The organism is Micromonospora sp. CPCC 205539 (genome assembly GCF_036906815.1).
In the GTDB taxonomy this organism is placed as follows: Bacteria; Actinomycetota; Actinomycetes; order Mycobacteriales; family Micromonosporaceae; genus Micromonospora.
Window position 1 is genome coordinate 26,582 of record NZ_JBAKHW010000041.1, and the last position, 25,010, is coordinate 51,591.

The 25,010-nt window shown below is 73.0% G+C and carries 21 protein-coding genes and 1 pseudogene; 8 read left to right on the plus strand and 14 right to left on the minus strand.

Translation table 11 applies throughout. From position 1 onward, the window contains the following. Positions 1 to 209 precede the first annotated feature (209 nt). Positions 210 to 1,472 carry a 3-phosphoshikimate 1-carboxyvinyltransferase gene (gene aroA, locus V6V47_RS27285; protein WP_442934312.1) on the plus strand — a complete coding sequence of 421 codons (1,263 nt, stop codon included), beginning with the start codon at positions 210 to 212 and terminating at the stop codon, positions 1,470 to 1,472. Next, the gene (locus V6V47_RS27290; protein ID WP_334631236.1) at positions 1,465 to 2,343 is read left to right on the plus strand and encodes an MBL fold metallo-hydrolase; all 879 of its coding nucleotides are present in this window, start codon (positions 1,465 to 1,467) and stop codon (positions 2,341 to 2,343) included. The genes aroA and V6V47_RS27290 overlap by 8 nt, the downstream gene beginning before the upstream one ends. On the opposite strand, the gene V6V47_RS27295 is transcribed toward V6V47_RS27290, so the two are convergent. The 4 genes from V6V47_RS27295 to gltB form a co-directional block, all read right to left on the minus strand. After that, the gene (locus tag V6V47_RS27295; protein WP_334631237.1) at positions 2,340 to 2,843 is read right to left on the minus strand and encodes a hypothetical protein; all 504 of its coding nucleotides are present in this window, start codon (positions 2,841 to 2,843) and stop codon (positions 2,340 to 2,342) included. The two genes, V6V47_RS27290 and V6V47_RS27295, sit on opposite strands and share 4 nt — an antisense overlap. A gap of 70 nt (positions 2,844 to 2,913) precedes the next feature. Next, complete coding sequence (locus tag V6V47_RS27300; RefSeq protein ID WP_334631238.1) at positions 2,914 to 4,275, minus strand: MFS transporter; 1,362 nt, start codon at positions 4,273 to 4,275, stop codon at positions 2,914 to 2,916. A 123-nt stretch (positions 4,276 to 4,398) separates the two neighbouring features. Beyond that, positions 4,399 to 5,934, minus strand: coding sequence for a glutamate synthase subunit beta (locus V6V47_RS27305; protein WP_334631239.1), 1,536 nt, complete (start codon positions 5,932 to 5,934; stop codon positions 4,399 to 4,401). Further along, on the minus strand, positions 5,927 to 10,612 hold the full coding sequence (gltB, locus tag V6V47_RS27310) for a glutamate synthase large subunit (protein WP_334631253.1): 4,686 nt from the start codon (positions 10,610 to 10,612) through the stop codon (positions 5,927 to 5,929). The genes V6V47_RS27305 and gltB overlap by 8 nt, the downstream gene beginning before the upstream one ends. A 175-nt stretch (positions 10,613 to 10,787) precedes the next feature. Here gltB and V6V47_RS27315 point away from each other — a divergent pair, with 175 nt between their 5' ends. Beyond that, entirely contained in the window at positions 10,788 to 11,624 is an 837-nt protein-coding gene (locus tag V6V47_RS27315; protein WP_334631254.1) for a GNAT family N-acetyltransferase, read from the plus strand. A gap of 12 nt (positions 11,625 to 11,636) precedes the next feature. On the opposite strand, the gene V6V47_RS27320 is transcribed toward V6V47_RS27315, so the two are convergent. Both V6V47_RS27320 and lgt read right to left on the minus strand, forming a co-directional pair. Continuing rightward, positions 11,637 to 12,824, minus strand: a complete 1,188-nt coding sequence (locus tag V6V47_RS27320) for an FAD-dependent oxidoreductase (protein WP_334631240.1) — start codon at positions 12,822 to 12,824, stop codon at positions 11,637 to 11,639. A 15-nt stretch (positions 12,825 to 12,839) separates the two neighbouring features. Continuing rightward, entirely contained in the window at positions 12,840 to 14,057 is a 1,218-nt protein-coding gene (lgt, locus tag V6V47_RS27325) for a prolipoprotein diacylglyceryl transferase (RefSeq protein WP_334631241.1), read from the minus strand. 101 nt (positions 14,058 to 14,158) lie between these two features. Here lgt and V6V47_RS27330 point away from each other — a divergent pair, with 101 nt between their 5' ends. Beyond that, the gene (locus V6V47_RS27330; protein WP_334631242.1) at positions 14,159 to 14,698 is read left to right on the plus strand and encodes an NUDIX hydrolase; all 540 of its coding nucleotides are present in this window, start codon (positions 14,159 to 14,161) and stop codon (positions 14,696 to 14,698) included. 65 nt (positions 14,699 to 14,763) lie between these two features. Here the strand turns inward: V6V47_RS27330 and trpA are convergent, their stop codons facing one another. From trpA to trpC, 3 genes are read right to left on the minus strand one after another with little or no spacing between them, the layout of a single operon-like run. Continuing rightward, on the minus strand, positions 14,764 to 15,567 hold the full coding sequence (gene trpA / locus V6V47_RS27335; protein ID WP_334631243.1) for a tryptophan synthase subunit alpha: 804 nt from the start codon (positions 15,565 to 15,567) through the stop codon (positions 14,764 to 14,766). Position 15,568: 1 nt separating this feature from the next. Next, positions 15,569 to 16,807, minus strand: a complete 1,239-nt coding sequence (trpB, locus tag V6V47_RS27340) for a tryptophan synthase subunit beta (protein ID WP_334631244.1) — start codon at positions 16,805 to 16,807, stop codon at positions 15,569 to 15,571. A gap of 38 nt (positions 16,808 to 16,845) precedes the next feature. Further along, positions 16,846 to 17,649, minus strand: a complete 804-nt coding sequence (gene trpC, locus V6V47_RS27345) for an indole-3-glycerol phosphate synthase TrpC (RefSeq protein ID WP_334631255.1) — start codon at positions 17,647 to 17,649, stop codon at positions 16,846 to 16,848. A gap of 484 nt (positions 17,650 to 18,133) precedes the next feature. Between trpC and V6V47_RS27350 the strand changes: the two genes are divergently transcribed. Next, positions 18,134 to 18,409, plus strand: coding sequence for a hypothetical protein (locus tag V6V47_RS27350; protein ID WP_334631245.1), 276 nt, complete (start codon positions 18,134 to 18,136; stop codon positions 18,407 to 18,409). 85 nt (positions 18,410 to 18,494) lie between these two features. Here the strand turns inward: V6V47_RS27350 and V6V47_RS27355 are convergent, their stop codons facing one another. The 5 genes and pseudogenes from V6V47_RS27355 to V6V47_RS27375 all read right to left on the minus strand — a co-directional run bounded on the left by V6V47_RS27355 (position 18,495) and on the right by V6V47_RS27375 (position 22,580). Next, positions 18,495 to 19,106 carry a Trp biosynthesis-associated membrane protein gene (locus V6V47_RS27355; RefSeq protein WP_334631246.1) on the minus strand — a complete coding sequence of 204 codons (612 nt, stop codon included), beginning with the start codon at positions 19,104 to 19,106 and terminating at the stop codon, positions 18,495 to 18,497. Positions 19,107 to 19,221: 115 nt separating this feature from the next. Continuing rightward, a complete protein-coding gene (locus tag V6V47_RS27360; RefSeq protein ID WP_334631247.1) occupies positions 19,222 to 20,775 on the minus strand; it encodes an anthranilate synthase component I in 1,554 nt (517 codons plus the stop codon). Continuing rightward, the gene (hisI, locus tag V6V47_RS27365) at positions 20,772 to 21,203 is read right to left on the minus strand and encodes a phosphoribosyl-AMP cyclohydrolase (protein ID WP_334631256.1); all 432 of its coding nucleotides are present in this window, start codon (positions 21,201 to 21,203) and stop codon (positions 20,772 to 20,774) included. Before hisI ends, V6V47_RS27360 begins: the two co-directional genes overlap by 4 nt. Positions 21,204 to 21,383: 180 nt before the next feature. Beyond that, positions 21,384 to 22,079 (minus strand): annotated as a pseudogene (locus V6V47_RS27370) (phosphoribosyl-AMP cyclohydrolase); the annotation flags it as partial. Between the two features lie 114 nt (positions 22,080 to 22,193). Next, positions 22,194 to 22,580, minus strand: coding sequence for a MerR family transcriptional regulator (locus tag V6V47_RS27375; protein WP_334631248.1), 387 nt, complete (start codon positions 22,578 to 22,580; stop codon positions 22,194 to 22,196). A 109-nt stretch (positions 22,581 to 22,689) separates the two neighbouring features. On the opposite strand from V6V47_RS27375, the gene V6V47_RS27380 reads away from it, so the two are divergent. From V6V47_RS27380 to V6V47_RS27390, 3 genes are read left to right on the plus strand one after another with little or no spacing between them, the layout of a single operon-like run. Then, positions 22,690 to 23,448 carry an ABC transporter ATP-binding protein gene (locus V6V47_RS27380; protein ID WP_334631249.1) on the plus strand — a complete coding sequence of 253 codons (759 nt, stop codon included), beginning with the start codon at positions 22,690 to 22,692 and terminating at the stop codon, positions 23,446 to 23,448. After that, positions 23,445 to 24,200 (plus strand): ABC transporter permease, encoded by a 756-nt coding sequence (locus V6V47_RS27385; protein WP_334631250.1) that lies wholly within the window; start codon positions 23,445 to 23,447, stop codon positions 24,198 to 24,200. The genes V6V47_RS27380 and V6V47_RS27385 overlap by 4 nt, the downstream gene beginning before the upstream one ends. Positions 24,201 to 24,260: 60 nt before the next feature. Further along, a complete protein-coding gene (locus V6V47_RS27390; RefSeq protein ID WP_334631251.1) occupies positions 24,261 to 24,869 on the plus strand; it encodes a TetR/AcrR family transcriptional regulator in 609 nt (202 codons plus the stop codon). Positions 24,870 to 25,010 lie beyond the last annotated feature (141 nt).

The following is a 25,010-nucleotide window of genomic DNA, read 5'->3' on the forward strand; positions in this document are numbered from 1 at the left end:
CACACCCAGACCCGGCGGGTCCGGGCTCGATCGCCAGACCGGGTCGGGTGCGTTGAGCTCGCTGGTCATCACGCAGGCCGGTCATCGAGTAAGTTCCGGCTCGGCCGCTGCGGCCCATGCCACGTTGGGGCCCCCTATGGTCAGTGACGGGGCAGGTGTGTGATGAGCGCTGACCGCGCTACAGCTGGCGTGTCTCGGAGTCGGGAGGCTTGGTGGAGACGACATCCCACACTGCGACGGTCCGGTTGCCGGGGTCCAAATCGGTGACTGCCCGGGCCTTGTTCCTGGCGGCCCTGGCGGACGGTACGAGCCGGCTGATCACGCCGCTGGAAGCCGCCGACACGGTTGCCTTCGCCGACGGACTCAGCACGCTGGGCTTTCCGGTCGACCGGGGCGGTGACGTCTGGAGCATCACCGGAAACCCGACCGGGCCGCCCGCCGAGACGGCGGTCGTCTGGTGCCATGACTCCGGCACCGCGGCGCGCTTTCTGCCCGCGCTGGTGTCGCTGGGCGCTGGCGACTTCGTCATCGACGCGAGCGAGCAGATGCGGGCCCGTCCGATGGGCCCGCTGCTGCGGGCGCTCGGTTCTCTAGGGGTGCGTGTGCACGCCGCGAACGGCGACCGGATTCCCCTGCGCATCGACGCCGACGGCGTGGAAGGCGGCGTGGTGCAGGTGGACGCCGGCGCCTCCAGCCAGTATTTGAGCGCCCTCTGCCTGATGGCTCCCGGCACCAGGAACGGCCTGACCATCGAGGTCCTCGACGAGGTGTCGGTGCCCTACGTCGAGCTGACGCTCGCGATGATGCGCGAGTTCGGTGTGACCGCCACGCGGCAGGGATCACGGATCACCATCGGACCCGGCACCTATCAGGCACGGGACTACGTCATCGAGCCGGACGCCTCCACCGCCTCGTACTTCTTCGCCGCTGCCGCGGTCACCGGCAACACCGTGACTGTCCTGGGCCTCGGCCGGAATTCGCGGCAGGGCGACCTGCGCTTCGCGACCGAGGTCCTGTCCGCCATGGGTTGCGAGGTCACCGTGGACGATGACAGGACCACCGTGACCGGCCCCACGCATCTGCGCAGCCCCGGCGAGGTCGTCATGCGCGACATCAGCGACACCATGATGACCCTCGCCGCGATCGCCCCCTACGCCGACGGGCCGGTCCGGATCACTGATGTGGGCAACTGCCGCATCAAGGAATCCGACCGCATCGACGCCATGGCCAGCGCCCTCGACGCGTGCGGCATCACGGTCCACACCGGGGCCGACTGGCTGGAAATCACCCCTGGCCGACCGCACTCGGCACTGGTTCAAACTCGGGCCGATCACCGCATCGCGATGAGCATGAGCGTGCTCGGCATCCGTACAGCGGGGATCCGCTTCGACGACGCTGACTGCGTGGGCAAGACCTTCCCCGGCTTCCACCAGGAGTTGGCCGGACTCCAGGAAGCCTGGCAGCGTGGCTGATCGGGACGCCGACATGCCCGCCGCCCCAGAGGTCCTCCACCTCACCCCCGGCGTCGTTCTGACCCTCTGTCCCAAACCCGGCAGCTTCACCGGTGTCGTCACCATGGTGGCGGCGAGGGGTGACACGGTGCTGGTCATCGACACCGGGCTGTCCGAGCACATGCCGACCGCGCTGCTGCCCGCACTCGACGCGCTCGGCGCCGAGGTATCCGACATCACCGCCATCGCCAGCACTCACGGGCACGGCGACCACACCGGAGGCGGTCCCGGCCTGCACCGGTTGTCCGGCGCCCCAATCCACTTCTGCGCGGACGACGTCGAATTGGCCGGCTATCAGCCGCATGTGGACCTGCGCGACGGGCACGCCTTCGACCTTGGTGGCCTGAGGTTCGAAGTCCTCGCCACGCCTGGCCACACCCTGGGCAGCCTCTCGTTCTACATACCGGAACGGCAGTTGCTGATCGTGGGTGACGCCGTACAGGGAACCGGGTCAGTGCGGCGGCTCCCGGCCTACTACCAGTCCGGGATCCAGTATCGTGCCAGCCTCCGACGAATGCTGGACCTGCCGGTCGACACTCTCGTACTCGGTCATCCACTTACCTCGAAGGCCGTGCACAGCTACGTCTTTCGGGGCCCTGCGTGCCGACAATTGCTGACCGACAGCCTAGAGGCCGCCACGGTGATCGAAGCCGCCACGCACGCCGTTCACCGCCGGGCGCATGACAAAGAACCACGAGCGCTTCGGGAGGGGATTCTGGCGGAACTGGTCACGCACGCTCCGTTCACCAGCTTCGACCCGACGGCTCCCGTCGAACACGACACCGAACTGACCCTGCACAGCGAATTACGGGACCTCGGCTACCTGATCTAGCGTCGCCGATCGCCGGCCGTGCTCGCCTCGATCGCGCGGATGTGCCGGTAGGCGAACCAGAGCGGCGGGAACGCCCCGACCGCGAAGGACAGGTCGATCAGCGTCCAGAACCAGGGGATGTCCCTGATCGGGCCGCAGATCAGCGCCAGCGGCACGATCCCCGCGCAGGCGATCATCCCGACCTGGACCACCCAGACGTTGCGCACCGGGTCACGTACCGGCCCCCAGAACGCCACGGCCAGCACCAGGTGGGCGAAGGCCAGCCAGTCGGTGCCGTAGAGCAGGAACGGATACTCCTTGCTGGCCGTGGCGAGCCCGGCGTGCACCCGCTCGATCCATTCGACCAGTGCCGGCAGTTGGCCGGCGAGCGGGTCGAGTGCGCGCAACAGCCAGCGCACCTCGATCTCCAGCGGGAACGCGGTCGCTCCACTCAGGAAGAGCCCGACAATCACGATCCACAGCCACCGGCGGGTCCACCGCAGGCGCTCCTCGATCTCCATGATCGCAGCGTAACGATGATCTTCATCGGGCTCGGTCCCGTGGACCGGCCAGGTGGGGGTGACCGCTGTCTCAGTGGCAGGGAACGGGTGGTCTGGCCCGTGCCACCCGCGTGGCGGATGCCGGGACCGGCGGCCCGACCGGGGCGATTGCCACCCGCCGTACCGGACGCCCCAGCGGCGGCACGGCCAGCGCGAGAGTGACCTCGTCGTTCCGCCGGCGGCCAGGTTGCCGGTCCAGGGCCACCGCCGCTGCCACGGTCGCGACTGCCGCGACGGCACCGGCCAGGACGAGCGTCTGCCGAGGTCCGACGTGTTCGGCGAGCCAGCCGAGCAGCGGTGCGCCGACGGCGGCCGAGACCGAGCCGGTGACCGCCAACGCGGCGAGCACCCGACCACGCATCGCGGCGTCGGTGTCGAGTTGGGCGCGGGTGCCGACGGTGGTGTCGATGACCACGGCAGCGGCGGCGATCGGCAGGATCACCGCGGCGAAGCTCACGGTCCCCGGGGCGATGCCAGCGACGATCTGCAACGCGCTGGCCAGCAGGCCCGCGCCGACCAGCGTCCGATAGCCCAGCGTGCTCTTGCGGGCCGCGACGAGCGCGCCCACCACCGTCCCGACCGCGAACACGGTCGACAGGAAGCCGTAGCCGGACGCCCCGCCGCCGAGCGGTCCGTCGCTCATCGCCGCCATCGTCACCTGGTAGTTGCGCCCCAGGCTGCCGAGCACGAACGACAGGGCGAGCGCGAGGAGCAGCACCGGCTGCCCCCGCAGGTAGGCGAAGCCGGCACGGACGCTACCGCGGGTCCGGCCGTCGTCCGCCTCCCCCACCGAGTGCACGGGCAGGGCCCCCGGCCGGACGGCGAAGAGCGCCACCACCACGGCGACGAAGCTCGCCGCGTTGACGCCGAAGAGCAGCGCGGGGCCGACGGCGGCCACCACGATGGCACCCAGGCTCATGCCGAGGATGCGACCCGCGGAGTTCGTGAGCGAGCCGAGCGCCAGCGCGTTGCCGAGCGTCTCCCGGTCCACGAGGGTGGAGGACCAACGACCCATCACCGGGCCCTCGATCGCCGAGACGGCACCGCTGCCCAGGGAGATCGCAAAGATCAGCGGCAGGCCACCGACGCCGGTCAGGGCGACCGCCGCCAGCCCCGCGGCGAGGGTCGCGTGGGCCGCCTGGGCACCGATCAACAGCGGGCGGGCGGGGAGCCGGTCGGCCAGCACCCCACCCCAGAGGCTGAGCACCAGCGTGGGCGCGGCCTGGAGCAGCACGGCGAAGCCCATGGACGTCGCCGAGCCGGTCTCCTTCAGCACGTACCAGTTGACCCCCAGGACCTGCATCCAGGTCCCGATGACGGAGACAAATCCGGCAAGCGCCCAGATCCGGTAGTTCCGGTGACGCAGTGCGGCGAAGGTGGCACCTTTGGCCACGACGAACCCTCCCGTGCGATTGGCGGCATGTTCATGACGCCGATCGACGGCGCTGTTCGGCAGCCGACAAGTCTTGCGGGTTTAAACGTATTTGCCCATATTCGTGACCGGTCTCACCCGGGGTCAGCGCGCGACCAGCGGCTGCGTGGTCGCCGAAACCGGGGCTGGCAGCGCGCCGGCACCACCGAGATAGCCGTGGATGGCGGCGGCCGCCGCGCGCCCCTCGGCGATCGCCCACACGATCAACGAGGCGCCCCGGTGCATGTCGCCGGCCACGAACACCCCGTCGGCGTCGGTCTGCCAGTCGTCCCGGGCGTCGATCGCACCCCGCGCGTTGCGGGTGACCCCGAACTGGGCCAGCAACGGCTGCTGCTCGGTGCCCTCGAAGCCGATCGCCAGCAGCACCAGGTCCGCCGGCAGCTCCCGCTCGGAGCCGGGCACCACGGTGACCACCCGGCGGCCGTCGTGCTTCTCCACGGTCACCTCGGCGATCCGCACCGCCCGCACCTGGCCGGTGCCGTCGTCCACGAACTCCTGCACCGCCACGGCGAAGACCCGCTCACCGCCCTCCTCGTGCGCCGGGTAGCTGCGCAGGATCCACGGCCAGGTCGGCCACGGGTCCCGGGCCTCGTCGCGCTCCTGCGGCGGCTGCGGGTACAGGTCGAGCTGGTGCACGCCGGCGGCACCCTGCCGGTGCGCGACGCCGAGGCAGTCCGCCGCGGTGTCACCACCGCCGATGATCACCACGTGCTTGCCGGCCGCGTCGATCGGGGTGCCGTCCGGCAGCACCGCGCGGGCCGCCCGGCCCTCGCCGGTCGCCACGACGCCGGGCTGGTCGGTGGCCGCCGTGGCGACCGCGCGATTGGCCGCGACCAGGTGCGCCATGGCCTGGTGTACGCCCCGAAGCGCCCGACCGGGGGTCTGCGGAGTGTCCCGGCCCTGCAACGCGCCGCAGGCCAGCAGCACCGCGTCGTGCTCGGCGCGCAACTCCTCGGCGGTGACGTCCACGCCGACCTGCACGCCGGTGCGGAAGCGCACCCCCTCGGCGGAGAGCTGCGCCAGCCGAGCGTCGATGTGCCGCTTCTCCAGCTTGAAGTCGGGGATGCCGTACCGGAGCAGACCACCGATCGCGTCGTCCCGCTCGTACACCGTCACCGCGTGACCGGCGCGGGCCAGCTGCTGTGCGGCGGCCAGACCGGCGGGCCCGGAACCGACCACGGCGACCGACCGGCCCGACGGCGCCGGCACCGGACGGGGTGGGAGACCGCGCGCCGCGGCGGCGTCGGCGATCTCCACCTCGACCTGCTTGATGGTCACCGGCTGGCCACCCGCGATGCCCAGCACGCACGCCGCCTCGCAGGGCGCCGGGCAGAGCCGGCCGGTGAACTCCGGGAAGTTGTTGGTGGCGTGCAGCGACTCCACCGCGGCGTCCCAGTTGCCGGTGCGGACCAGGTCGTTCCAGTCCGGGATCCGGTTGCCCAGTGGGCAGCCGTCGTGGCAGAACGGGATGCCGCAGTCCATGCAGCGGGTGGCCTGCTCGCGTACGAGCTCCTCGCCGGCCGGCGGGTACACCTCACGCCAGTCGCTGATCCGCACCGGCACCGGGCGGCGGGCCGGCAGTCGCCGGTCGTAGCGCAGGAAACCGTTCGGGTCAGGCACGAGCCACCTCCTGGGCAGCCACCCGCGGAGCGGGCGGCACCGGCGCGGCTGACGGCACGCTGAGCGCGCTCATCACCGCGTCGTCGACATCGCGGCCGGCGGCTTCGGCGGCCCGCATGATCTCCAGCACCCGGCGGTAGTCGCGGGGCACCACCGCGGTGAACTCGGCCACCGCATCGGGCCAGCGCTTGAGCAACGCCTCGGCGACCGACGACCCGGTCTCGGCGACGTGCCGCTGGACCAACTCGTGCAGCAGCGCCTGCTCCTGCTCGCGCAGCGGCGCCAGGTCGACCAGCTCCGCGTTGACCCGGGACCGGTCGAGCTGGTGCACGTACGCCGTACCACCGGACATTCCGGCGGCGAAGTTGCGGCCGGTCGCGCCCAGCACCACCACCGTGCCACCGGTCATGTACTCGCAGCCGTGATCGCCGACGCCCTCGACCACCGCGACCGCGCCGGAGTTGCGCACCGCGAAGCGCTCCCCCACCCGGCCCCGGAGGAAGACCTCGCCGGCCGTGGCCCCGTACAGGATGGTGTTGCCGGCGATGATCTGGTCCTCGGCCCGCTGCCCGGGCTCGGCGTCCTCGTCGAGGAACGGCGCGGCGGCGTCCGGGCGGACGATGATCCGACCGCCGGAGAGGCCCTTGCCCACGTAGTCGTTGGCGTCGCCGTGCAGCCGCAGGGTCACCCCACGCGGCAGGAACGCGCCGAACGACTGCCCGGCGGTGCCGTCCAGCACGAACTCGATGGTGTCGTCGGGCAGGCCGGCGCCACCGAAGCGGCGGGTCACCTCACCGCCGAGCATCGCGCCGACGCTGCGGTGCTCGTTGCGGACCGCCACCTCGACCCGCACCGGCGCGCCGTCGGCGAGTGCCGGTCGGGCGAGCGCGATCAGCTCGTTGTCCAGGGCCTGCTCCAGGCCGTGGTCCTGAGCGCGGACACCGCGCCGGGCGGCGCCGGCGGGCAGCTCCGGCAGGTGCAGGACGGGCCCCAGGTCGAGGCCGTGCGCCTTCCAGTGCGTCAACGCCGGGGCCACGTCGAGCAGCTCGGTCTGCCCGATCGCCTCCTCGATGGACCGGAAGCCCAACTCGGCCAGGTAGCCACGGACCTCCTCGGCGAGGAACAGGAAGAAGTTCTCCACGAACTCGGGGGTGCCCGTGTACCGCTCGCGCAGCACCGGATTCTGCGTGGCGATGCCGACCGGGCAGGTGTCCAGGTGGCAGACCCGCATCATCACGCAGCCCGAGACGATCAGCGGCGCGGTGGCGAAGCCGAACTCCTCCGCGCCGAGCAGCGCCGCGACCAGCACGTCCCGGCCGGTCTTGAGCTGGCCGTCGACCTGCACGGTGACCCGGTCGCGCAGCTTGTTGAGCAGCAGCGTCTGCTGCGCCTCGGCCAACCCCAGCTCCCACGGGGTGCCGGCGTGCTTCAGCGAGTTCATCGGGGACGCCCCGGTGCCACCGTCGTGACCGGAGATCAGGATGACGTCCGCCTTGAGCTTCGCCACTCCGGCGGCGACGGTGCCGACGCCCACCTCGCTGACCAGCTTGACGTGCACCCGGGCGGCCGGGTTGACGCACTTCAGGTCGTGGACCAGCTGGGCCAGGTCCTCGATGGAGTAGATGTCGTGGTGCGGCGGCGGCGAGATCAGGCCGACGCCGGGGGTGGCGTGCCGGGTCCGGGCGATCCACGGCCAGACCTTGTTGCCGGGCAACTGGCCACCCTCGCCAGGCTTGGCGCCCTGGGCCATCTTGATCTGGAGGTCGTCGGCGTTGACCAGGTATTCGCTGGTGACACCGAACCGGCCGCTGGCGATCTGCTTGACCGCGGAACGGCGGGCCGGGTCGTGCAGCCGGTCGACGTCCTCGCCGCCCTCGCCGGTGTTGGACTTGCCGCCGAGGCGGTTCATCGCGATGGCGAGCGTCTCGTGCGCCTCGGCGGAGATCGACCCGTACGACATGGCGCCGGTGGCGAACCTCTTGACGATCTCGGTGGCCGGCTCGACCTCCTCGATCGGCACCGCCGGCCGCACCCCGGTGCGCAGGGTGAACAGCCCGCGCAGCGAGCCGGCCCGCGCAGCGAGTTCGTCGACCTTCGCGGTGTACTGCCGGAAGACGTCGTACTGCCGGCTGCGGGTGGCGTGCTGGAGCAGGAAGACCGTCTCCGGGTTGAACAGGTGCAGCTCACCCTCGCGGCGCCACTGGTACTCGCCGCCGACCTCCAACCGGTCGGAGGCGGCGGTGCCCGTCGGCGGCCAGGCCAGCGCGTGCCGGGCGGCCACCTCGGTGTGGACGCCGGCCAGCCCGACCCCGCCGATCCGGCTGGGCGTACCCCGGAAGTAGCGGTCCACCAGCCGGACGTCCAGGCCGACCGCCTCGAAGACCTGCGCACCGCAGTACGAGGAGACCGTCGAGATGCCCATCTTCGACATGATCTTCAAGACGCCCTTGCCGAGCGCCTTGGCGTAGTTCCGTACGGCGGCGGCCGGCTCCACACCGACCAGCGTGCCCGTGGAGATCAGGTCCTCCACCGACTCGAACGCCAGGTACGGGTTGACCGCCGCCGCGCCGTACCCGATCAGCACGGCCGCATGGTGCACCTCCCGGCAGTCGCCGGACTCGACGATCAGCGCCGCCTGGGTGCGGGTCTGCTCGCGGACCAGGTGCTGGTGCACCGCCGCGGTGAGCAGCAGCGACGGGATCGGCGCGAGGTCGGCGTTGGAGTCCCGGTCGGAGAGCACCAGGATGCGGACGCCGTCCTCGATCGCCTCGGAGACGTGCCGGCAGATCTCGGTGAGCCGCGCCTTGATCCCGGCCGCGCCCTCACGGACCCGGTACAGCCCGGACACCCGGACCGCCTTGAAACCGGGCAGGTCGCCGTCCTCGTCGATGGAGAGAATCTTCGCGAGCTCGTCGTTGTCGATCACCGGGTGCGGCAGCACGATCTGCCGGCAGCTCGCCGCGCCCGGGTCGAGCAGGTTGCCCTCCGGCCCGATCGTCGACGCCAGGCTGGTCACCAGCTCCTCGCGGATGGCGTCCAGTGGCGGGTTGGTGACCTGGGCGAAGAGCTGATGGAAGTAGTCGTAGAGCAGCCGCGGCCGGGTCGACAGCGGCGAGATCGGGGTGTCCGTGCCCATCGAGCCGAGCGGCTCGGCGCCGGTACGGGCCATCGGCGCGAGCAGGATCTTCAGCTCCTCCTCCGTGTAGCCGAAGGTCTGCTGACGGCGGCGGATCGAGTCGTGGGTGTAGACGATGTGCTCGCGGGCCGGCAGGTCGTCCAGCTCGATCAGCCCCGCGTGCAGCCACTCGCCGTACGGCTGCGCGGCGGCCAGCTCGGACTTGATCTCCTCGTCGAGCACGATCCGGCCGGCGACGGTGTCGACCAGGAACATCTTGCCCGGCTGGAGCCGACCCTTGGCGACCACCCGCGCCGGGTCGAGGTCGAGCACGCCCGCCTCGGACCCGAGCACGACGAGGCCGTCGTCGGTACGCCACCAGCGCCCCGGGCGCAGCCCGTTGCGGTCCAGCACCGCGCCGACGACCTCGCCGTCGGTGAACGCCACCGACGCCGGCCCGTCCCACGGCTCCATCAGGCTGGCGTGGAAGCGGTAGAAGGCTCGCTTGTCCGGCTGCATGCCGGGGTCGTTCTCCCACGCCTCGGGGATCATCATGAGCACCGCGTGCGGCAGGCTCCGCCCGGCCAGGTGCAGCAGCTCCAGGACCTCGTCGAAGTTCGCCGAGTCGGAGGCGCCGGGCGTGCAGACCGGGAAGACCCGCCGGATGTTGCCGGGCACGTTCGGGGAGCGCAGCAGCGCCTCGCGGGCCTGCATCCAGTTGCGGTTACCGCGGATGGTGTTGATCTCGCCGTTGTGGGCGATGAACCGGTACGGGTGCGCCAGCGGCCACGAGGGGAAGGTGTTGGTGGAGAACCGGGAGTGCACCAACGCGATGGCGCTCTCGACCCGCTCGTCCCGCAGATCCGGATAGAACGCGGGCAACTGGTCGGGGGTGAGCATGCCCTTGTAGACCATGGTCCGGCTGGACAGCGACGGGAAGTAGGCCGGCACGCCTCGCTCGGCGGTCTCCCGCTCGGCCTGCTTCCGCAGGCAGAACGCCACCCGGTCCAGCTCGAGGCCGCGCAGTGCGGAGCCGGCCGGCCCGGCGGGCGCATCGGTGAGCCGGCGCGCGGCCACGAAGAGCTGCCGAACCCGGGGCAGCGCCGCGAGTGCGGTCTCGCCGAGCCCGGTCGGGTCGATCGGCACCTCGCGCCAGCCGAGCAGGTCGGCCCCCTCGACCAGCGCGTACTTCTCGACCACCCGACGGGCGCGGGCCTCGGCGGCATCGTCGTCGGGGAGGAAGACCAGACCGGTCGCGTACTCACCGGCCGGCGGCAGCGCCACATCGGCCACCGCACGCAGGAACGCGTCCGGGACCTGGATCATGATGCCCGCACCGTCGCCGGTGTTGGGCTCCGCGCCCCGGGCACCGCGATGGTCCAGCCGACAGAGCGCGCCGAGCCCGTTCGCGACGACCGAGTGTGAACGCCGACCGTGCAGGTCCGCCACGAAGGCCACGCCGCAGGCGTCGTGCTCCTGCGCGGGGTCGTAGAGCCCCTGGGCGGACGGGCGGGAGCCGGGCGTCGGGGACGCCTGCGGGCTGTGCGGGTGCGGCTGTGTCATTTCCGCGTACGGCTGAGCCACCGGGCCTCCTGTCGTCACTCAGGTTGGAACAATGGTGGGGACGACGTCGGCCCGTGGGTCTGTTGAGTCTACGTTAGGGCGGGGCACACACGGCCAGTCGAGATTGATCACACCGTCCATAGTCTGGGACGTGTAGTCTCGCGCGGTGGATCCGCTGCACAAGGACATCTTTGACCGGTTGGAACGCTTCTACGACGCGGTGCCCCGGGACGTCGCCGATGCGGAGGAGCATGGCGGGCTGGTGCTCTTCGTCCGCGCCGGCGCCGGCTGGCCCTTCTACGCCCGGCCCCTGGTCGGCGCCGCCGAGCCGCCGTCGCTGGCCGACGTGACCTCGGTCCGGGAGCGGCAGCGGGAGCTGGGCCTGCCCGAAGCCTTCGAGTGGGTGCACGAGACCAACCCGGAGTTGCTGGCGGTGGCCCGCTCGGCGGGGCTCAGCGTGCTGGAGGCACCACTCATGGTGCTCGACCCGGCCGCGCTGCCCGACCCGGGGACGCTGTCCGACGTACCGGTGCGGGTGCTGGCGGCGGACTCGCCCGGCTTCGCCGCCGACGTCGCCGCCCGGCGGGCGGTCGCGGCCGTGTCGTTCGTCGCCGCCGGCACCGAGCGTGGCGACGCCGGCCCGGCCGAGCGGGACGCCGCGGTCACCGACCTGGAGCTGGCCGCGCTGGACGAGGAGCGGACCCGGATCGCCGACGGCCGGCGGATTTCCGCCCTCGCGGGCACGCCGACCGAGGGCGCGCTGGCCAGCGGCATGGCGATGCGCGTGGACGACGTCGCCGAGATCGCCGGAGTGGCCACCCTGCCGGCCGCCCGACGGCGTGGGCTGGGTGCCGAGCTGACCGCCACCCTCGCCCGGGAGCTGCTCGCCGCCGGCACCGACCTGGTCTTCCTCTCCGCGGGCAGCGAGGACATCGCCCGCGTCTACCTGCGGGTCGGCTTCCGCCGCATCGGGACCGCCTGCATCGCCGAACCCGCGCCCTTCATCCCCTGACCCCGTGGCGGGTCAGGTCGGGGGGCGCCATTGGGCGGCGGAGGCGGCGGCGTTGGAGAGCAGCCGTGAGTTGATCGTGCCGAGCGCCGCGTCCCGGGCGCGCAGCGCCAACCGGCCCCGGGCCTGGAGCACCGCCGACATCCGCCGGGTCTGCCGGACCACGGTCGCCGCCCGGGGACGGCGCACCCGGTCGTAGGCCTGCACGGCGTCGGGCAGCCGCGCCTCGCGCAGCAGGGAGGCGAGCACCGCCGCGTCCTCGAAGGCGAGGCAGGCGCCCTGGCCGAGATGCGGTGGCATGGCGTGCGCCGCGTCGCCGAGCAGCACCACCCCGCCCGGCCCGGCCGGGAAGCCGTACGCGCGGGGCAGCGGGCGCAGCTCGCGGATCTCCTGCTGGACCAGGTCGGCCGGGTCGGTGGCGTCGAGCAGCGCGCCGACCGGCGCTGGCCAGCCGGCGTACCAGCGGCGCAGCAGGGCGAGCTGGGTCTCCGGCGGCTCCGGACGAGGCGCGCCGACGGCGGTGGCCACCCAGTAGATGCCGCCCCGGCTGGAGCCGCCCGAGGAGCCGCGCTCGCCCAGCGAGGCGGCCACGAACCGGTAGCCCGCGCCGAGGACCTCCCCGGCGATCGGCTGGTCGGCGGCCAGTCGGGGCGCCTGGTACCAGGGAATGACGGCCCGCCAGGCGGCGCAGCCGGAGCTGATCACGCCCGACTCGGGGGCGAGTTGGCGACGGATGACGCTGTCCGTGCCGTCGGCGGCGACCACGAGGTCAGCCTCGATGGTGTGCCGGCCGTCGCCGACCGCCGGCCGCTCGCCCGGCTCGACCCGGACGTGCCGCACGGTCACGCCGGTACGCAGCTCGACCCGCTCGCCGAGACCGGCGATCAGCGCGTCGTGCAGATCCTCGCGGTGCACCACGACAGGCATCCGGTCGGCCGGGGTGGGTCGGGGCTGCGCCAACCAGTGCCCGTCCGGGCGGCGGACGCCGCCGTCGGGCAACGGGGTGGCGATGGCGGCCAGACCGGCGCCGAGGCCGAGGGCCTGCAACGCGCGGACACCGTTGGGCCAGAGCACCAGTGCGGTCGGCTCGGGGCGGACCCGCTCAGCACGGTCCAGCAGGGTGACCTGCCAGCCGGAACGGGCCAGCGCGCCGGCGACCGCGAGGCCACCGACCCCGGCGCCGACCACCACCGCGCTTCGCATCGGTGCCGCCCCCGCTCAGTTGTCCCGGTCGGCGGGGCGCACGCCAGCGGCGTCGGCCCGATCGCGAGACTCGGTCGTGTCAACCGCCGGCTGGGTGTCGGCCGGCTGGGTGTCGTCCGTCGCCGCCACGTCCCGGGCAGCGTCGTCCGGGTCGGCGTCGTCGTCCAGGTCGGCGTCATCAACCGGCTGGTCGTCGTGCTCGGTGGCGGGCTCGGGCGGCACCACGCCGGTCTCCCGCCAGGTCTCGTACTGCTCCTCGCTGACCACCCGGTAGCCCTCGGGCGCGGCGGCCCGTGCGCCGGCCTCCCGCTCGGAGAGGTCGACCTGGGACACGTCGGTCGTGGTCGACGGGACCGGCGTCGCCGCCGCACCGAGCGGGATCAGGTACTCGCGGGGGCCACGGACCCGCACGAAGTAGACCAACGCGCCGAGGAAGACCAGCACAGCGGTCCAGACATTCAGGCGTACGCCGAAGATCAGGTTCGCCTCGTCGGTGCGCATCATCTCGATCCAGAACCGGCCGGCCGTGTAGCCCATCACGTAGAGCGCGAACGCCCGGCCCCGGCCCAGCTTCAGCCGCCGGTCGAGGAGGAGGACCAGCGCGACCACGCCGACGTTCCACAGCGCCTCGTAGGCGAACGTCGGGTGGTAGAGGCCCGGCTCGAGGATCGGCTGGCCAGCGTCGTCACGCAGGGCGTGCCCCGGATTGTCCGGGTCCATCCGGTGGATCTGCAGGCCCCACGGCAGGGTCGTCCGGCCACCGAACAACTCGTTGTTGAACCAGTTGCCGAAGCGGCCGGCCGCCTGGGCCAGCGGCAACCCGGGGGCCACCGCGTCGGCCACCACGCCGAACGGGATGCCGAGCTGACGGGCCGCGATCCAGGCACCGATCGCACCACCGGCGACCGCGCCCCAGATGCCGAGGCCGCCCTCCCAGATGGCGAACGCCTTCATCGGGTCGCCACCGGCGCCGAAATATTTCTCCGGCGAGGTGATCACGTGGTAGATCCGGGCGCCGATGATGCCGGTGGGCACCGCCCAGACGGCGATGTCGAGCACCGCGCCGGGCGCGACGCCGCGCTGGCGTAGCCGGCGTTCGGTCACCCAGCAGGCCAGCACGATGCCGAGGATGATGCACAGCGCGTACGCCCGGATCGGCACCGGCCCGAGTTGCCAGACCGCGGTGCTGGGACTGGGCAGGGCCGCCTGGGGGGACAGCGAGGCGAAGGTCACGGGTGCACACGCTACCGCTGTGTACCCCCGGAGCGGCACCCCGGGCCGCACCGCGCGCAACCCGGTGACTTCTGGTTTGCACCGCCGTACGCTCTTTGTCCATGAGCACGCTCACCTGGGCGGTCGCCGCGGTCGTCACCGACGACACCGGCCGGGTGCTGCTCTGCCGGCAGGGCCGGGGCGAACGCCGGTACGCGCTGCCCGGCGGGAGGCTGCGTCCGGCGGAGAGCCCGGTGCGAGCGGCACTGCGGGACATCCGGGCGGAGACCGGCTGGGAGATCGAGCTGGTCGACCTGATCGGCGTCTACCACCTGACCGGGCCGACGGCGAGCACGCCGGCCGGGCGTGCCGGGCCGCTGCCGGACGTCCTCGTGCACGTGTTCCGGGCTCGGGCGGCCGAGATCCCGCCGGCCGGTGACCCACCGTCGGGATGCCAACTGTCCTGGCATCTGCCCACCGCGCTGCCCGAGGCCGTCACCCCGCTCACGCGGACCGCCGTCGTCGACGCGGTCGCCGGTCGCTCGGGCGTGCTGCGCGACGCGCAGTGGACGTGGGGGGCCGACTCGGACGGGCGGCCGGGCACGGGGCAGCCACCGGAGCAACGGGGCGAACCCGCGACCGACCCGTCTCTGCGCCCCTGACCGCCGCCCGCGCACAGCAATCGATTCGCGACACGCACCCGCAGCCGGCCCGGTGCCGGCCGCGGTCAGCGAACGGGGGTGCGGACGCCCTCGGCGAGCTCGGCGCTCAGGGTGCGCAGGGCGGTCAGCCCCTCGGCCTCGGAGGGCGCATCGAGCATGCAGCGGACCAGGGCGCTGCCGACGATGACCCCGTCGGCGTAACCGGCCACGGTGCCGGCCTGCGCGCCGGTGCCCACGCCCAGACCGACACCGACCGGCAGGTCGGTGACCTCGCGGACCCGGGAGACCAGCTTCGGGGCGGCGTCGGAGGTACGCGCCCGGGCCCCGGTCACCCCCATGACGGCGGTGGCGTAGACGAAGCCCCGGCAGTGCGCCACGGTCATCGCCAGCCGAGCGTCGGTGGACGACGGCGAGACCAGGAAGGTGCGGTCCACCCCGTGCGCGTCCGAGGCGGCCAACCACTCGTCCGCCTCGTCGGGGATGAGGTCCGGGGTGATCAGGCCGGTCCCGCCGGCGGCGGCGAGATCGCGGGCGAACGCGTCCACGCCGTACCGCTCGACCGGGTTCCAGTAGGTCATGGTGACCACCGGCGCGCCGGTGGCCGCGACCGCCTCGATGATGCGCAGCGTGTCCGCGGTGCGGACGCCGCCGGCGAGCGCGATGTCGCTGGCCCGCTGGATGACCGGCCCGTCCATCACCGGGTCGGAGTACGGGATCTCCACCTCGATGACGTCGACGCCGGCCTCCACCATCGCGGTCATCGCCGCGATGCTGCCCTCGACGGTCGGGAAACCGGCCGGCATGCAGCCCACCAGCAGCGCCCGCCCATCGGCCCGCGCCTTGTCGAAGGCCACCCCGATCCGGCTCATCTCACCGCTCCTTGTCGAGGATGCCGAAGTAGTCACCGGCGGTGTGCACGTCCTTGTCGCCCCGCCCGCTGAGGTTCACCACGATGGTGGGCTCCCGGCCCAGCTCGGCGGCGAGCTTCGGGGCCAGCGTGACGGTGCCGGCGAGCGCGTGCGCGCTCTCGATCGCCGGGATGATCCCCTCGGTGCGGCAGAGCAGCTCGAACGCGGCCATCGCCTCGTCGTCGGTCACGGGCAGGTAGCTCGCCCGGCCGGTGTCGTGCAGCCAGGCGTGCTCCGGCCCGACGCCGGGGTAGTCCAGGCCCGCGGAGATCGAGTGCGACTCCAGGGTCTGCCCGTCGGCGTCCTGGAGCACGAAGGTGCGGGTGCCGTGCAGCACCCCGGCGGACCCGCCGGTGATGCTCGCGGCGTGCCGGCCGGTGTCCACCCCGTCGCCGCCGGCTTCGAAGCCGTACAGCCGCACGGCCTCGTCGCCCACGAAGGCGTGGAAGATGCCCAGCGCGTTGGAGCCGCCACCGACGCAGGCGGTGACCGCGTCCGGCAGCGCGCCGGTGAGGTCGAGGCACTGCTGACGCGCCTCGTCGCCGATGCCCCGGACGAAGTCGCGGACCATCGCCGGGAACGGGTGCGGCCCGGCGGCGGTGCCGATCAGGTAGTGCGTCTCGTCGACGTTGGCCACCCAGTCGCGCATCGCCTCGTTCATCGCGTCCTTGAGGGTGCGCGAACCGGCGGTGACCGGCACGACGGTGGCGCCGAGCATCCGCATCCGGGCCACGTTGAGCGCCTGCCGCTCGGTGTCGACCTGGCCCATGTAGACCACGCACTCCAGGTCGAACAGCGCGGCGGCCGTCGCGGTGGCCACGCCGTGCTGACCCGCCCCGGTCTCCGCGATCACCCGGGTCTTGCCCATCCGCTTGGTGAGCAGCGCCTGACCGAGCACGTTGCGCACCTTGTGCGCACCGGTGTGGTTGAGGTCCTCGCGCTTGAGCAGCACCCGCGCGCCGACCTTCGCGGAGAACCGCCGGGCCTCGTACAGCAGCGACGGCGTGCCGGCGTAGTCGCGCAGCAGCGCGCCGAACTCGGCCCGGAAGGACTCGTCCGCCATCGCCGTACGCCACGCCCCGTCGAGCTCGTCCAGTGCGGCCACCAGGGCCTCGGGGACGAATCGACCGCCGAATCGGCCGAAGTGGCCGCTGGAGTCGGGCTGCGGGCCGGCCACCGGGGCCAGCGCGTCGGCGCTCATCGGAAATCCTCTCGGTGGGACGTCACACCGGTGCGGGGTCAGCGCACCGGACGGGGCGTTGCCGGGTGGTTGCCGGCGTTGACCAGCTCGGCCACCGCTTCGCGGGGGCTCTTCTGGGTGACCAGACCCTCGCCGACGAGGACCGCGTCGGCGCCGGCCGAGGCGTACCGGATCAGGTCGTGCGGACCGCGGACGCCGGACTCGGCGATCTTGACGACGCTGCTCGGCAGGCCGGGCGCGATCCGCTCGAACACGGACCGGTCCACCTCCAGGGTACGCAGGTCACGGGCGTTGACCCCGATCACCTGCGCGCCGGCCTCCAGAGCGCGGTCGGCCTCTTCCTCGTCGTGCACCTCGACCAGCGCGGTCATGCCGAGCGACTCGATCCGCTCCAGCAGGCCCATCAGGACGTTCTGTTCGAGTGCGGCGACGATCAGCAGAACCAGGTCGGCCCCGTGCGCACGCGCCTCGTGGATCTGGTAGCTGGAGACCACGAAGTCCTTGCGCAGCACCGGCACGGTGACCGCGGCACGGACGGCCGCCAGGTCGTCCAGCGAACCGCCGAACCAGCGCCCCTCGGTGAGCACGCTGATCGCCCGCGCGCCACCGGCGGCGTAGTCGACGGCGAGGTCGGCCGGGTCGGCGATCTCGGCCAGCCGGCCCTTCGACGGCGAGGAGCGCTTGACCTCGGCGATCACCGCCACGCCGGGCTTACGCAGCGCCGCGTACGCGTCCAGTGGCGGCGGCGCGGCCGCGGCCAGTTCACGGATCCGCTCCAGCGGAACCTGTTCCTGGCGTCGGGCGACATCTTCGCGCACGCCGGCCAGAATCTCGTCGAGCACGCTTACGGACGCCGCCTGACCGGCCTCGTCCCCCTCCGCGTGCGCATGCTCAGCAGTCACCAACGGACTCCCCTCTCCGGGTGTCATGGGCCGATGCTAGGGGCAACCGACCGACGCCGGGTGCCGGGGGTATGGCGCTGCTCACCAAAAGGGCTGCGGCATAATGGCCGACTTGCCGTGAACGGGATGTCACGCAGCGCCACCTCCGGTATCGACCGCCATCGTGCGACGGGGCTGGGCGGCCCCGTCGAACCGGGCCGACCCATCGATCATGCCACCGGTCGAGACGCCACGCGCGACGGCAGCGACACCTTTCGATGCTGTGAGCAAGCTCAAGACCGGGCGACCGCTCCCTGGTCGGAGCCGGGACGGGACAGTTGACGAGACGGTCACCACGGCGAAACGTCGACCGGCCAGCATCGTCCTCAGGCAGACTCGATGGCGCGCCTGCCCGACCGTCGTCAACTCCTCGTGCGAGGTGACCATGAGCATTGCCGAGCCGACCCCGACCATCGGGTTGACCACCATCTCGCGGACCGTGGCGTCGCTTGCCGTGGGGGTGGTGCACACGCTGGAGCGGGCCGTGGTGGGCGAGGGACGGATGCGGACCGCGCGCGGCAACGCCTGGGAGGCGGTCTGCGCCGACCGGGCCCGCGCCGACCAGCGCGCCGAACTGAACCGTCTGGTGGCCGACCTGGCCGCCGCCCGCGCCGCCGTCGCCCGCCACCAGCGGGAGCGGGAGCGTCAGCCGGTCGGCTGACACCCCGTCGGCGCCGGTCCGGATGAGCCGTCGGGCGCAGTGCCATCGGGCGGGCCGCGCCACGGGGTACGGCAGCGCCATCGGGTCAGCCTTCGGTCGGGTCCTCACCCCGGTCCAGCGCGTCCCAGGCCTCGGTGGTCCGGCGCCCGGCCATCGGGCCGGCCGGACCGGTCGCCGCCGGTGGGGTCTGCGCGGTGCTCCGCGCCGGCCGCTCGTACCGGGCGCCCATCGCCGGCCAACCGCCGCCACGCAGCGCCGTCCATCCGCCGCCGGCGGCGGCGAGCAGGCCGCCGAGCAGGCAGAGAGCCGGCCACTGGCGGCTCACCGTGCCGTCGAGGCCGGCGATGAGGCCGTACCCGCCGCCGGCCGCCACGGCCAGGCCGAGCACACCGAGCAGCACACCGAGTAGTTGTCGCAAGCGACCCCGGGTGGCCAGCACCGCGCCGCCGCCGGCCAGCGCGACCAGCGCCAGCGCCGGCAGCCAGGGCAGCAGCGCGGCCCCCGTGTGGGCGTCACGCACCGGCGGCAGCGGCGCCGGGCGTGGGGTCACCTCGACCGACCAGCCCCGGGTCACCGCCCAGAGCGCCAGGCCCGCGCCGGCCAGGCAGAGCAGGACGGCGTACGTCAGCTGACGCCGACCCACCGACGGCCGGACCTCGGACGACTGCCCGTCGTCAGGCTGCACCGGCCCCGTCATCGGGCCCACCTTTCGTTCGCGACTGCGGGGCTCCGCTGCGCTGCACTCCTCGCGCTCACCGGTGCCCGCCTTTCGTTCGCGCCTGCGGGGCTCCGCTGCGCTGCACTCCTCGCGCTCACCGGGCCGGCCGCAACGTCTCGGCGGCGGCGATCGCGGCCAGCACGGCGGCGGCCTTGTTGCGGGTCTCCTGGTCCTCCGCGGCCGGGTCCGAGTCGGCGACCACCCCCGCGCCGGCCTGCACGTAGGCGCGGCTGTCGCGCATCAACGCGGTCCGGATGGCGATCGCCATGTCCAGGTCACCGCCGAAGCCGAAGTAGCCGACGGTGCCGCCGTAGACGCCTCGGCGTACCGGCTCCAGCTCCTCGATGATCTCCATGGCCCGCACCTTGGGCGCACCGGAGAGCGTGCCGGCCGGGAAGGTCGCGGCGAGCGCGTCGAACGCGCTGCGATCGTCACGCAGCGTGCCGGTCACGGTGGAGACGATGTGCATCACGTGGCTGTACCGCTCAATGGTGGCGAACTCGGGCACCTCGACGGTGCCTGGTTCGCAGACCCGGCCCAGGTCGTTGCGGCCCAGGTCGACCAGCATCACGTGCTCGGCGCGTTCCTTGGGGTCGGCGAGCAGTTCGGCGGCGAGCGCGGCGTCGGCGGCAGCGGTGCCTCCGCGCGGGCGGGTGCCGGCGATCGGGTGCAGCAGCGCCCGGCGGCGTCCGTCGGCGGTGGCGGTGACCTTCAGGTGCGCCTCCGGTGACGAGCCGACGATGTCGAAGCCGTCGAAGCGCAGCAGGTACATGTACGGGCTGGGGTTGCTGGTGCGCAGCACCCGGTAGACGTCCAGCGGGTCGGCGTGGGTCGACCGCTCGAAGCGTTGGGAGAGCACGATCTGGAAGCACTCGCCGGCCCGGATCGCCTCCTTGGCCGTCTCCACCGCCTTCGGGTACCCGCCGTCGGGAGTACGACAGAGCACCTCTCCGGCCGGCGGCCGCTCGACGGTGGAGATCATCGGCGGGATGGGCCGGGACAGCGCGGTGGTCATGGCGTCCAGCCGGCCCACCGCGTGGTGGTACGCGGCGGCGATCTGCGGGGCGCGGTCCGGGGCGTCCAGCGGCGGCAGCACCGCGTTGGCGACCAGGATCGCCGAACCGTCGTAGTGGTCGAGCACCACCAGGTCGGTGGCGAGCATCATGCCCAACTCCGGCACACCCAGGTCGGCCTCGGTCAGGTCGGGCAGCCGCTCGAAGCGGCGGATGAGGTCGTACCCGAGATAGCCGACCATCCCCCCCGTCAGCGGCGGCAGGCCGCTGGCCGGGTCCGCCACCGGGCCGGCGAGCGCGGCGACGGTCTCCCGCAGCACCCGCACCGGGTCACCCTCGGTGGGCAGCCCGGCCGGCGGCTGACCGAGCCAGGCAGCCGAGCCGTCCCGCTCGACGAGGGTGGCGCTGCTGCGTACCCCGATGAACGAATAGCGCGACCAGGCCATGCCGGCCGAGCCCACGCCCTGCTCGGCGGACTCGAGCAGGAAGGTGCCCGGCCCGCCGGCCAGCTTGCGGTAGACCCCGACCGGGGTCTCCGCGTCGGCCAGCAGCCGCCGGGTGACCGGCACCACCCGCCAGTTGGCGGCCAGGTCGGTGAAGGTGGCCAGGTCAGGGCTCACCGCTCCGTCGGTCATGGCGAAACCTCCGTCCCGGTGACCGGCAGCTCGGTGAAGAAGCAGGTCCGGTGCCCGGTGTGGCAGGCCGCGCCGACCTGCTCCACGCTCACCAGCAGCGCGTCCCCGTCGCAGTCCAGCGCGACCGAGCGGACGTACTGGTGGTGCCCGGACGTGGCGCCCTTGACCCAGTACTCGCTCCGGCTGCGCGACCAGTAGGTGGCCCGGCCCGTGGTGAGCGTGCGATGCAGCGCCTCGTCGTCCATCCAGGCGACCATCAGCACCTCGCCGGAGTCGTGCGCCCGGACCACGGCGGCGACCAGGCCGTCGGTGGTGCGGCGCAGCTGGGCCGCGATGGCCGGGTCGAGCCGGGACGGGCGGGCCGGCACGGACGCCGGACCGTTCGGATCGCTGGGGACGCCGGTCACCGGCGCATCAGGTGGGGGCACAGTGACCGATTGTCCCGCACGCGGCGCGGGCACCGGCGACGGCTCCCGCCGGGGCCGCGCCGGGTCACCGACGGGTCGGGCAAGCTGGGCCACGTAGCGGTCGAGCCGGCCGTCGAGCAGGGCGTCGGCCAGGTCCGCGCCCGCCGCCTCGGCGATGACGTCGGCGTACGGGCGGATCAGCGGCAGCGTGCCGGCGACCAGCCGTACGGCGGCGGCCCAGAGCTGCCCGGTGGCGCCGGGGCGCAGCCCGAGGCAGAGCAGCATGTCCTCCCGGTAGCCGGGCGGGGCGACCGGTAGTTCCAAAGCTGCGGCGAAGGCCGCCCGGCGGGAGTACACCCGCACCGACGGATTGGCCGGGCGCAGCACCGATGGGCAGAGCCGGCCCAGGTCGGCCACGGCGAGCCGGACCCCGAGGTGGTCGTCGACGGCCCGGGCGGCCGCGGCCTTACCGAGCGTGGCGATCAGCTCTTCCAGCCGGGGTGGTTCGGCGGGCTGGCAGAGCACCGGCAGGTCGATCCGGCGCCGCCAGTACGGGTCGGCCCAGAGCAGCCGCGCCGGCGCGCTGACCGGCAGCCCGAACGCCCAGTCGGCCGGCTCGCCGAGCCGGTGGACCCAGGAGCGGACGTCCCGGGCGGACACCGAGACGTGGGTGAGCCGGCCGGCGGACTCGGCGAGGTAGGCCCGGCGGGCGGCGTAGGGTTCGCCGCCGACGAGCACGTCGAGGTCAACGTCGCTGTGTGCGGTGGCGGCCCGGCGGGCGTGACTGCCGCGAAGCAGGATGCCGACGACCGGGCGCTCGGTGGCTTGGCGCAACCGCGCGGCCCAGTCGTCGAGAAACCCACTGTCCGGTAACGGAGCGTGACCCACCCGAGCCATCGTGCCGTACGTCCGATCAGTACGCAATGCCCGTTGCCGGACCCAGTGTCCGGTCCGGAGGCTACTGCCCGACGAATCTCATTGCTGCCTCAGGATACCTTTCGTCGGAGAGCGTCAGCCCTCCTCCTCCGCTCGGCGATAGGCGTCGATCTTGTAGTTGAGCACGTTGAGGTCCTCCTCCAGCTCACCGATCCGGGCCAGCACCCGGGCCCGGTGCGCCTCGAACAACGCCCGGCGGGCACCGAGGGTGCGATCGCCCAGCCGAGCCAGCTCGGCGTACCGGCGCATGTCGCGCACCGGCATTCCGGTGCGACGCAGCCGGGTGAGCAGGAACAGCCAGTCGACGTCGTCGGAGGTGTACCGACGACGACCGGCGGAGTCGCGCCCCACCGGAGCGACCAGCCCCTCCTGCTCGTACCAGCGCAGCGTGTAGGTGGTCAGGCCGACCCGTTCGGCGGCCTCACCGACGGTGAGGGTCATTTCTCTGGTGCTGACATCCACGCCGTCCAGGCTTCCAGTTGGAGTGCACTCGAAGTCAACCGTTGCGCCGATGCCAGTATCTCATCTAGCGTTGAGTTCATCAGATGATGAGTTTCTTGGGAGGTGCGGAATGGACGATGCGATAGCGGTCCACGACCTGTTCGTGGACCGAGGCGGGCGGCGGGTCCTGGACGGCATCAGCTGCAACGTCCCGCGCGGCGCCGTCACCGGGCTGCTCGGCCCCAGCGGCAGCGGCAAGACGACGTTCATGCGCGCCGTGGTCGGGGTGCAGGTGGTCGCCAGGGGGTCGGTCACCGTCCTGGGCCAGCCGGCCGGCTCGGCCGCCCTGCGTCACCAGGTCGGCTACCTCACCCAGGCGCCGAGCGTCTACGCCGACCTGACCGTGCGCGAGAACGCCCGGTACTTCGCGGTCCTGCAGGGGCGGGGCCGCGCCGAGGCCGACCAGGCGATCGCCGACGTGGGGCTGACCAAGGCGGCCACCCAACTCGTCGGCACCCTCTCCGGTGGCCAGCGCAGCCGGGCCTCACTGGCCTGCGCCCTGGTCGGTCAGCCGGAGCTGATCATCCTCGACGAGCCGACCGTCGGCCAGGACCCGGTGCTCCGGGCCGACCTGTGGGCCCGCTTCCACGCGATGGCCGCGGCCGGCACCACCCTGCTGGTGTCCAGCCACGTGATGGACGAGGCAGCCCGCTGCGACCGACTGCTGCTGATCCGCGAGGGTCGGCTGATCGCCGACGACAGCCCGGCCGCGATCCGCGCCGCCGCCGGTGTGGACGATCTCGACGAGGCGTTCCTGCGGCTGATCAGGGCGGGCGCGGCGGGCCCCGCCAGCGCCGACGCGACGGCCGGACGGGAGGGCGTCTCATGAACCCGCGGATCCTGGCGGCCACCACCGGTCGCATCCTGCGTCAGCTCCGGCACGACCGGCGCACCATCGCGCTGCTGGTGGTGGTGCCGACCGCCCTGCTCACCCTGGTCTACTTCATGTACGCCGACCAGCCGACCCCGCCCGGTCAGCCGGCGGCGTTCGACCGCATCGCGCTGATCATGCTCGGCATCTTCCCGTTCGTGATCATGTTCCTGGTGACCAGCATCGCCATGCTCCGCGAGCGCACCTCCGGCACCCTGGAGCGGCTGCTCACCACCCCGCTGGGCAAGCTCGACCTGCTCTTCGGTTACGGGATCGCGTTCGGGCTGGCCGCCGCCGTACAGGCCGCCATCACCGCCGGAGTGGCGTACTGGGTCTTCGGCCTGCACACCGCCGGCAGCAGCGGTCTGGTGATCGGGATCGCGGTGGTCAACGCCGTGCTCGGCGTCGCCCTCGGGTTGTTCTGCAGCGCCTTCGCCCGCACCGAATTCCAGGCAGTACAGTTTCTGCCGGTCGTGGTGGTCCCCCAACTGCTGCTCTGCGGGCTGTTCGTGGCCCGCGACCAGATGGCCGGCTGGCTCCAGGCGGCCAGCGACGCGTTCCCCCTCTCGTACGCCATCGAGGCGTTGCAGGAGGTCGGCGCCAACGCCGAGCCGACCGGCACGATGTGGCGGGACGTGGCCGTGGTGATCGGCGCGGTGGTCCTGGCCCTCGTGCTCGCGGCGGCGACCCTGCGCCGGCGCAGCGGCTGATCTCAAGCGCCGGGGGCCGACCGGCCCCCGGCGCCACAGGTGGACGAACGAAGGACGGCGATGACGCGGCGGACCGGCCGACGACCCGGCAACCCGGACACCCGGGAGTCGATCCTCGACGCGGCGCGCGCGGCGTTCGCCGAGCGCGGCTTCGACGCCGCATCGATCCGCGCCATCGCCGCCACCGCCGGGGTCGACCCGGCGCTCGTGCACCACTACTTCGGCAGCAAGGACCAGCTCTTCATCGCCGCGATGAACGCGCCCGTCGACCCGGGCGAGATGCTGCCGAAAGTGCTCACGGGCGACCGGGACGGCGTCGGCGAACGACTGGTACGCGCCTTCCTCGCCATCTGGGACTCGCCGGCCGGCGGGGCCGCGCAGGCGCTGCTGCGCTCCGCGGTCAGCAACGAGTGGACCGCCCGGCTCCTGCGCGAGTTCGTCACCACCCAGGTGCTGCGTCGGGTGCTCGAGCACCTCGAGGTCGACCCGGCCCAGTTGCCGCTGCGCGGCTCCCTGGTGGCCACCCAGATGATCGGCCTGGCGATGGTGCGGCACGTGGTACGGCTGGAGCCGGTCGCCTCGGCCGACCCGGAGACCCTGGTCGCCGCGATCGGCCCTACCGTCCAGCGGTACCTCACCGGACCACTACCGACCGACGCCGCAACCTGATCGACACCGCCTCCCGGCACACCGACCCGCCCCCAGCTCCCGACGCGCCCCCGGCACGCCGACCCGCCCCCGGCGCGCCGCCGCCCTCGGCCCGCCACCGCCCCCGGCGCGCCGCCGCCCTCGGCCCGCCCCACGCCGCAC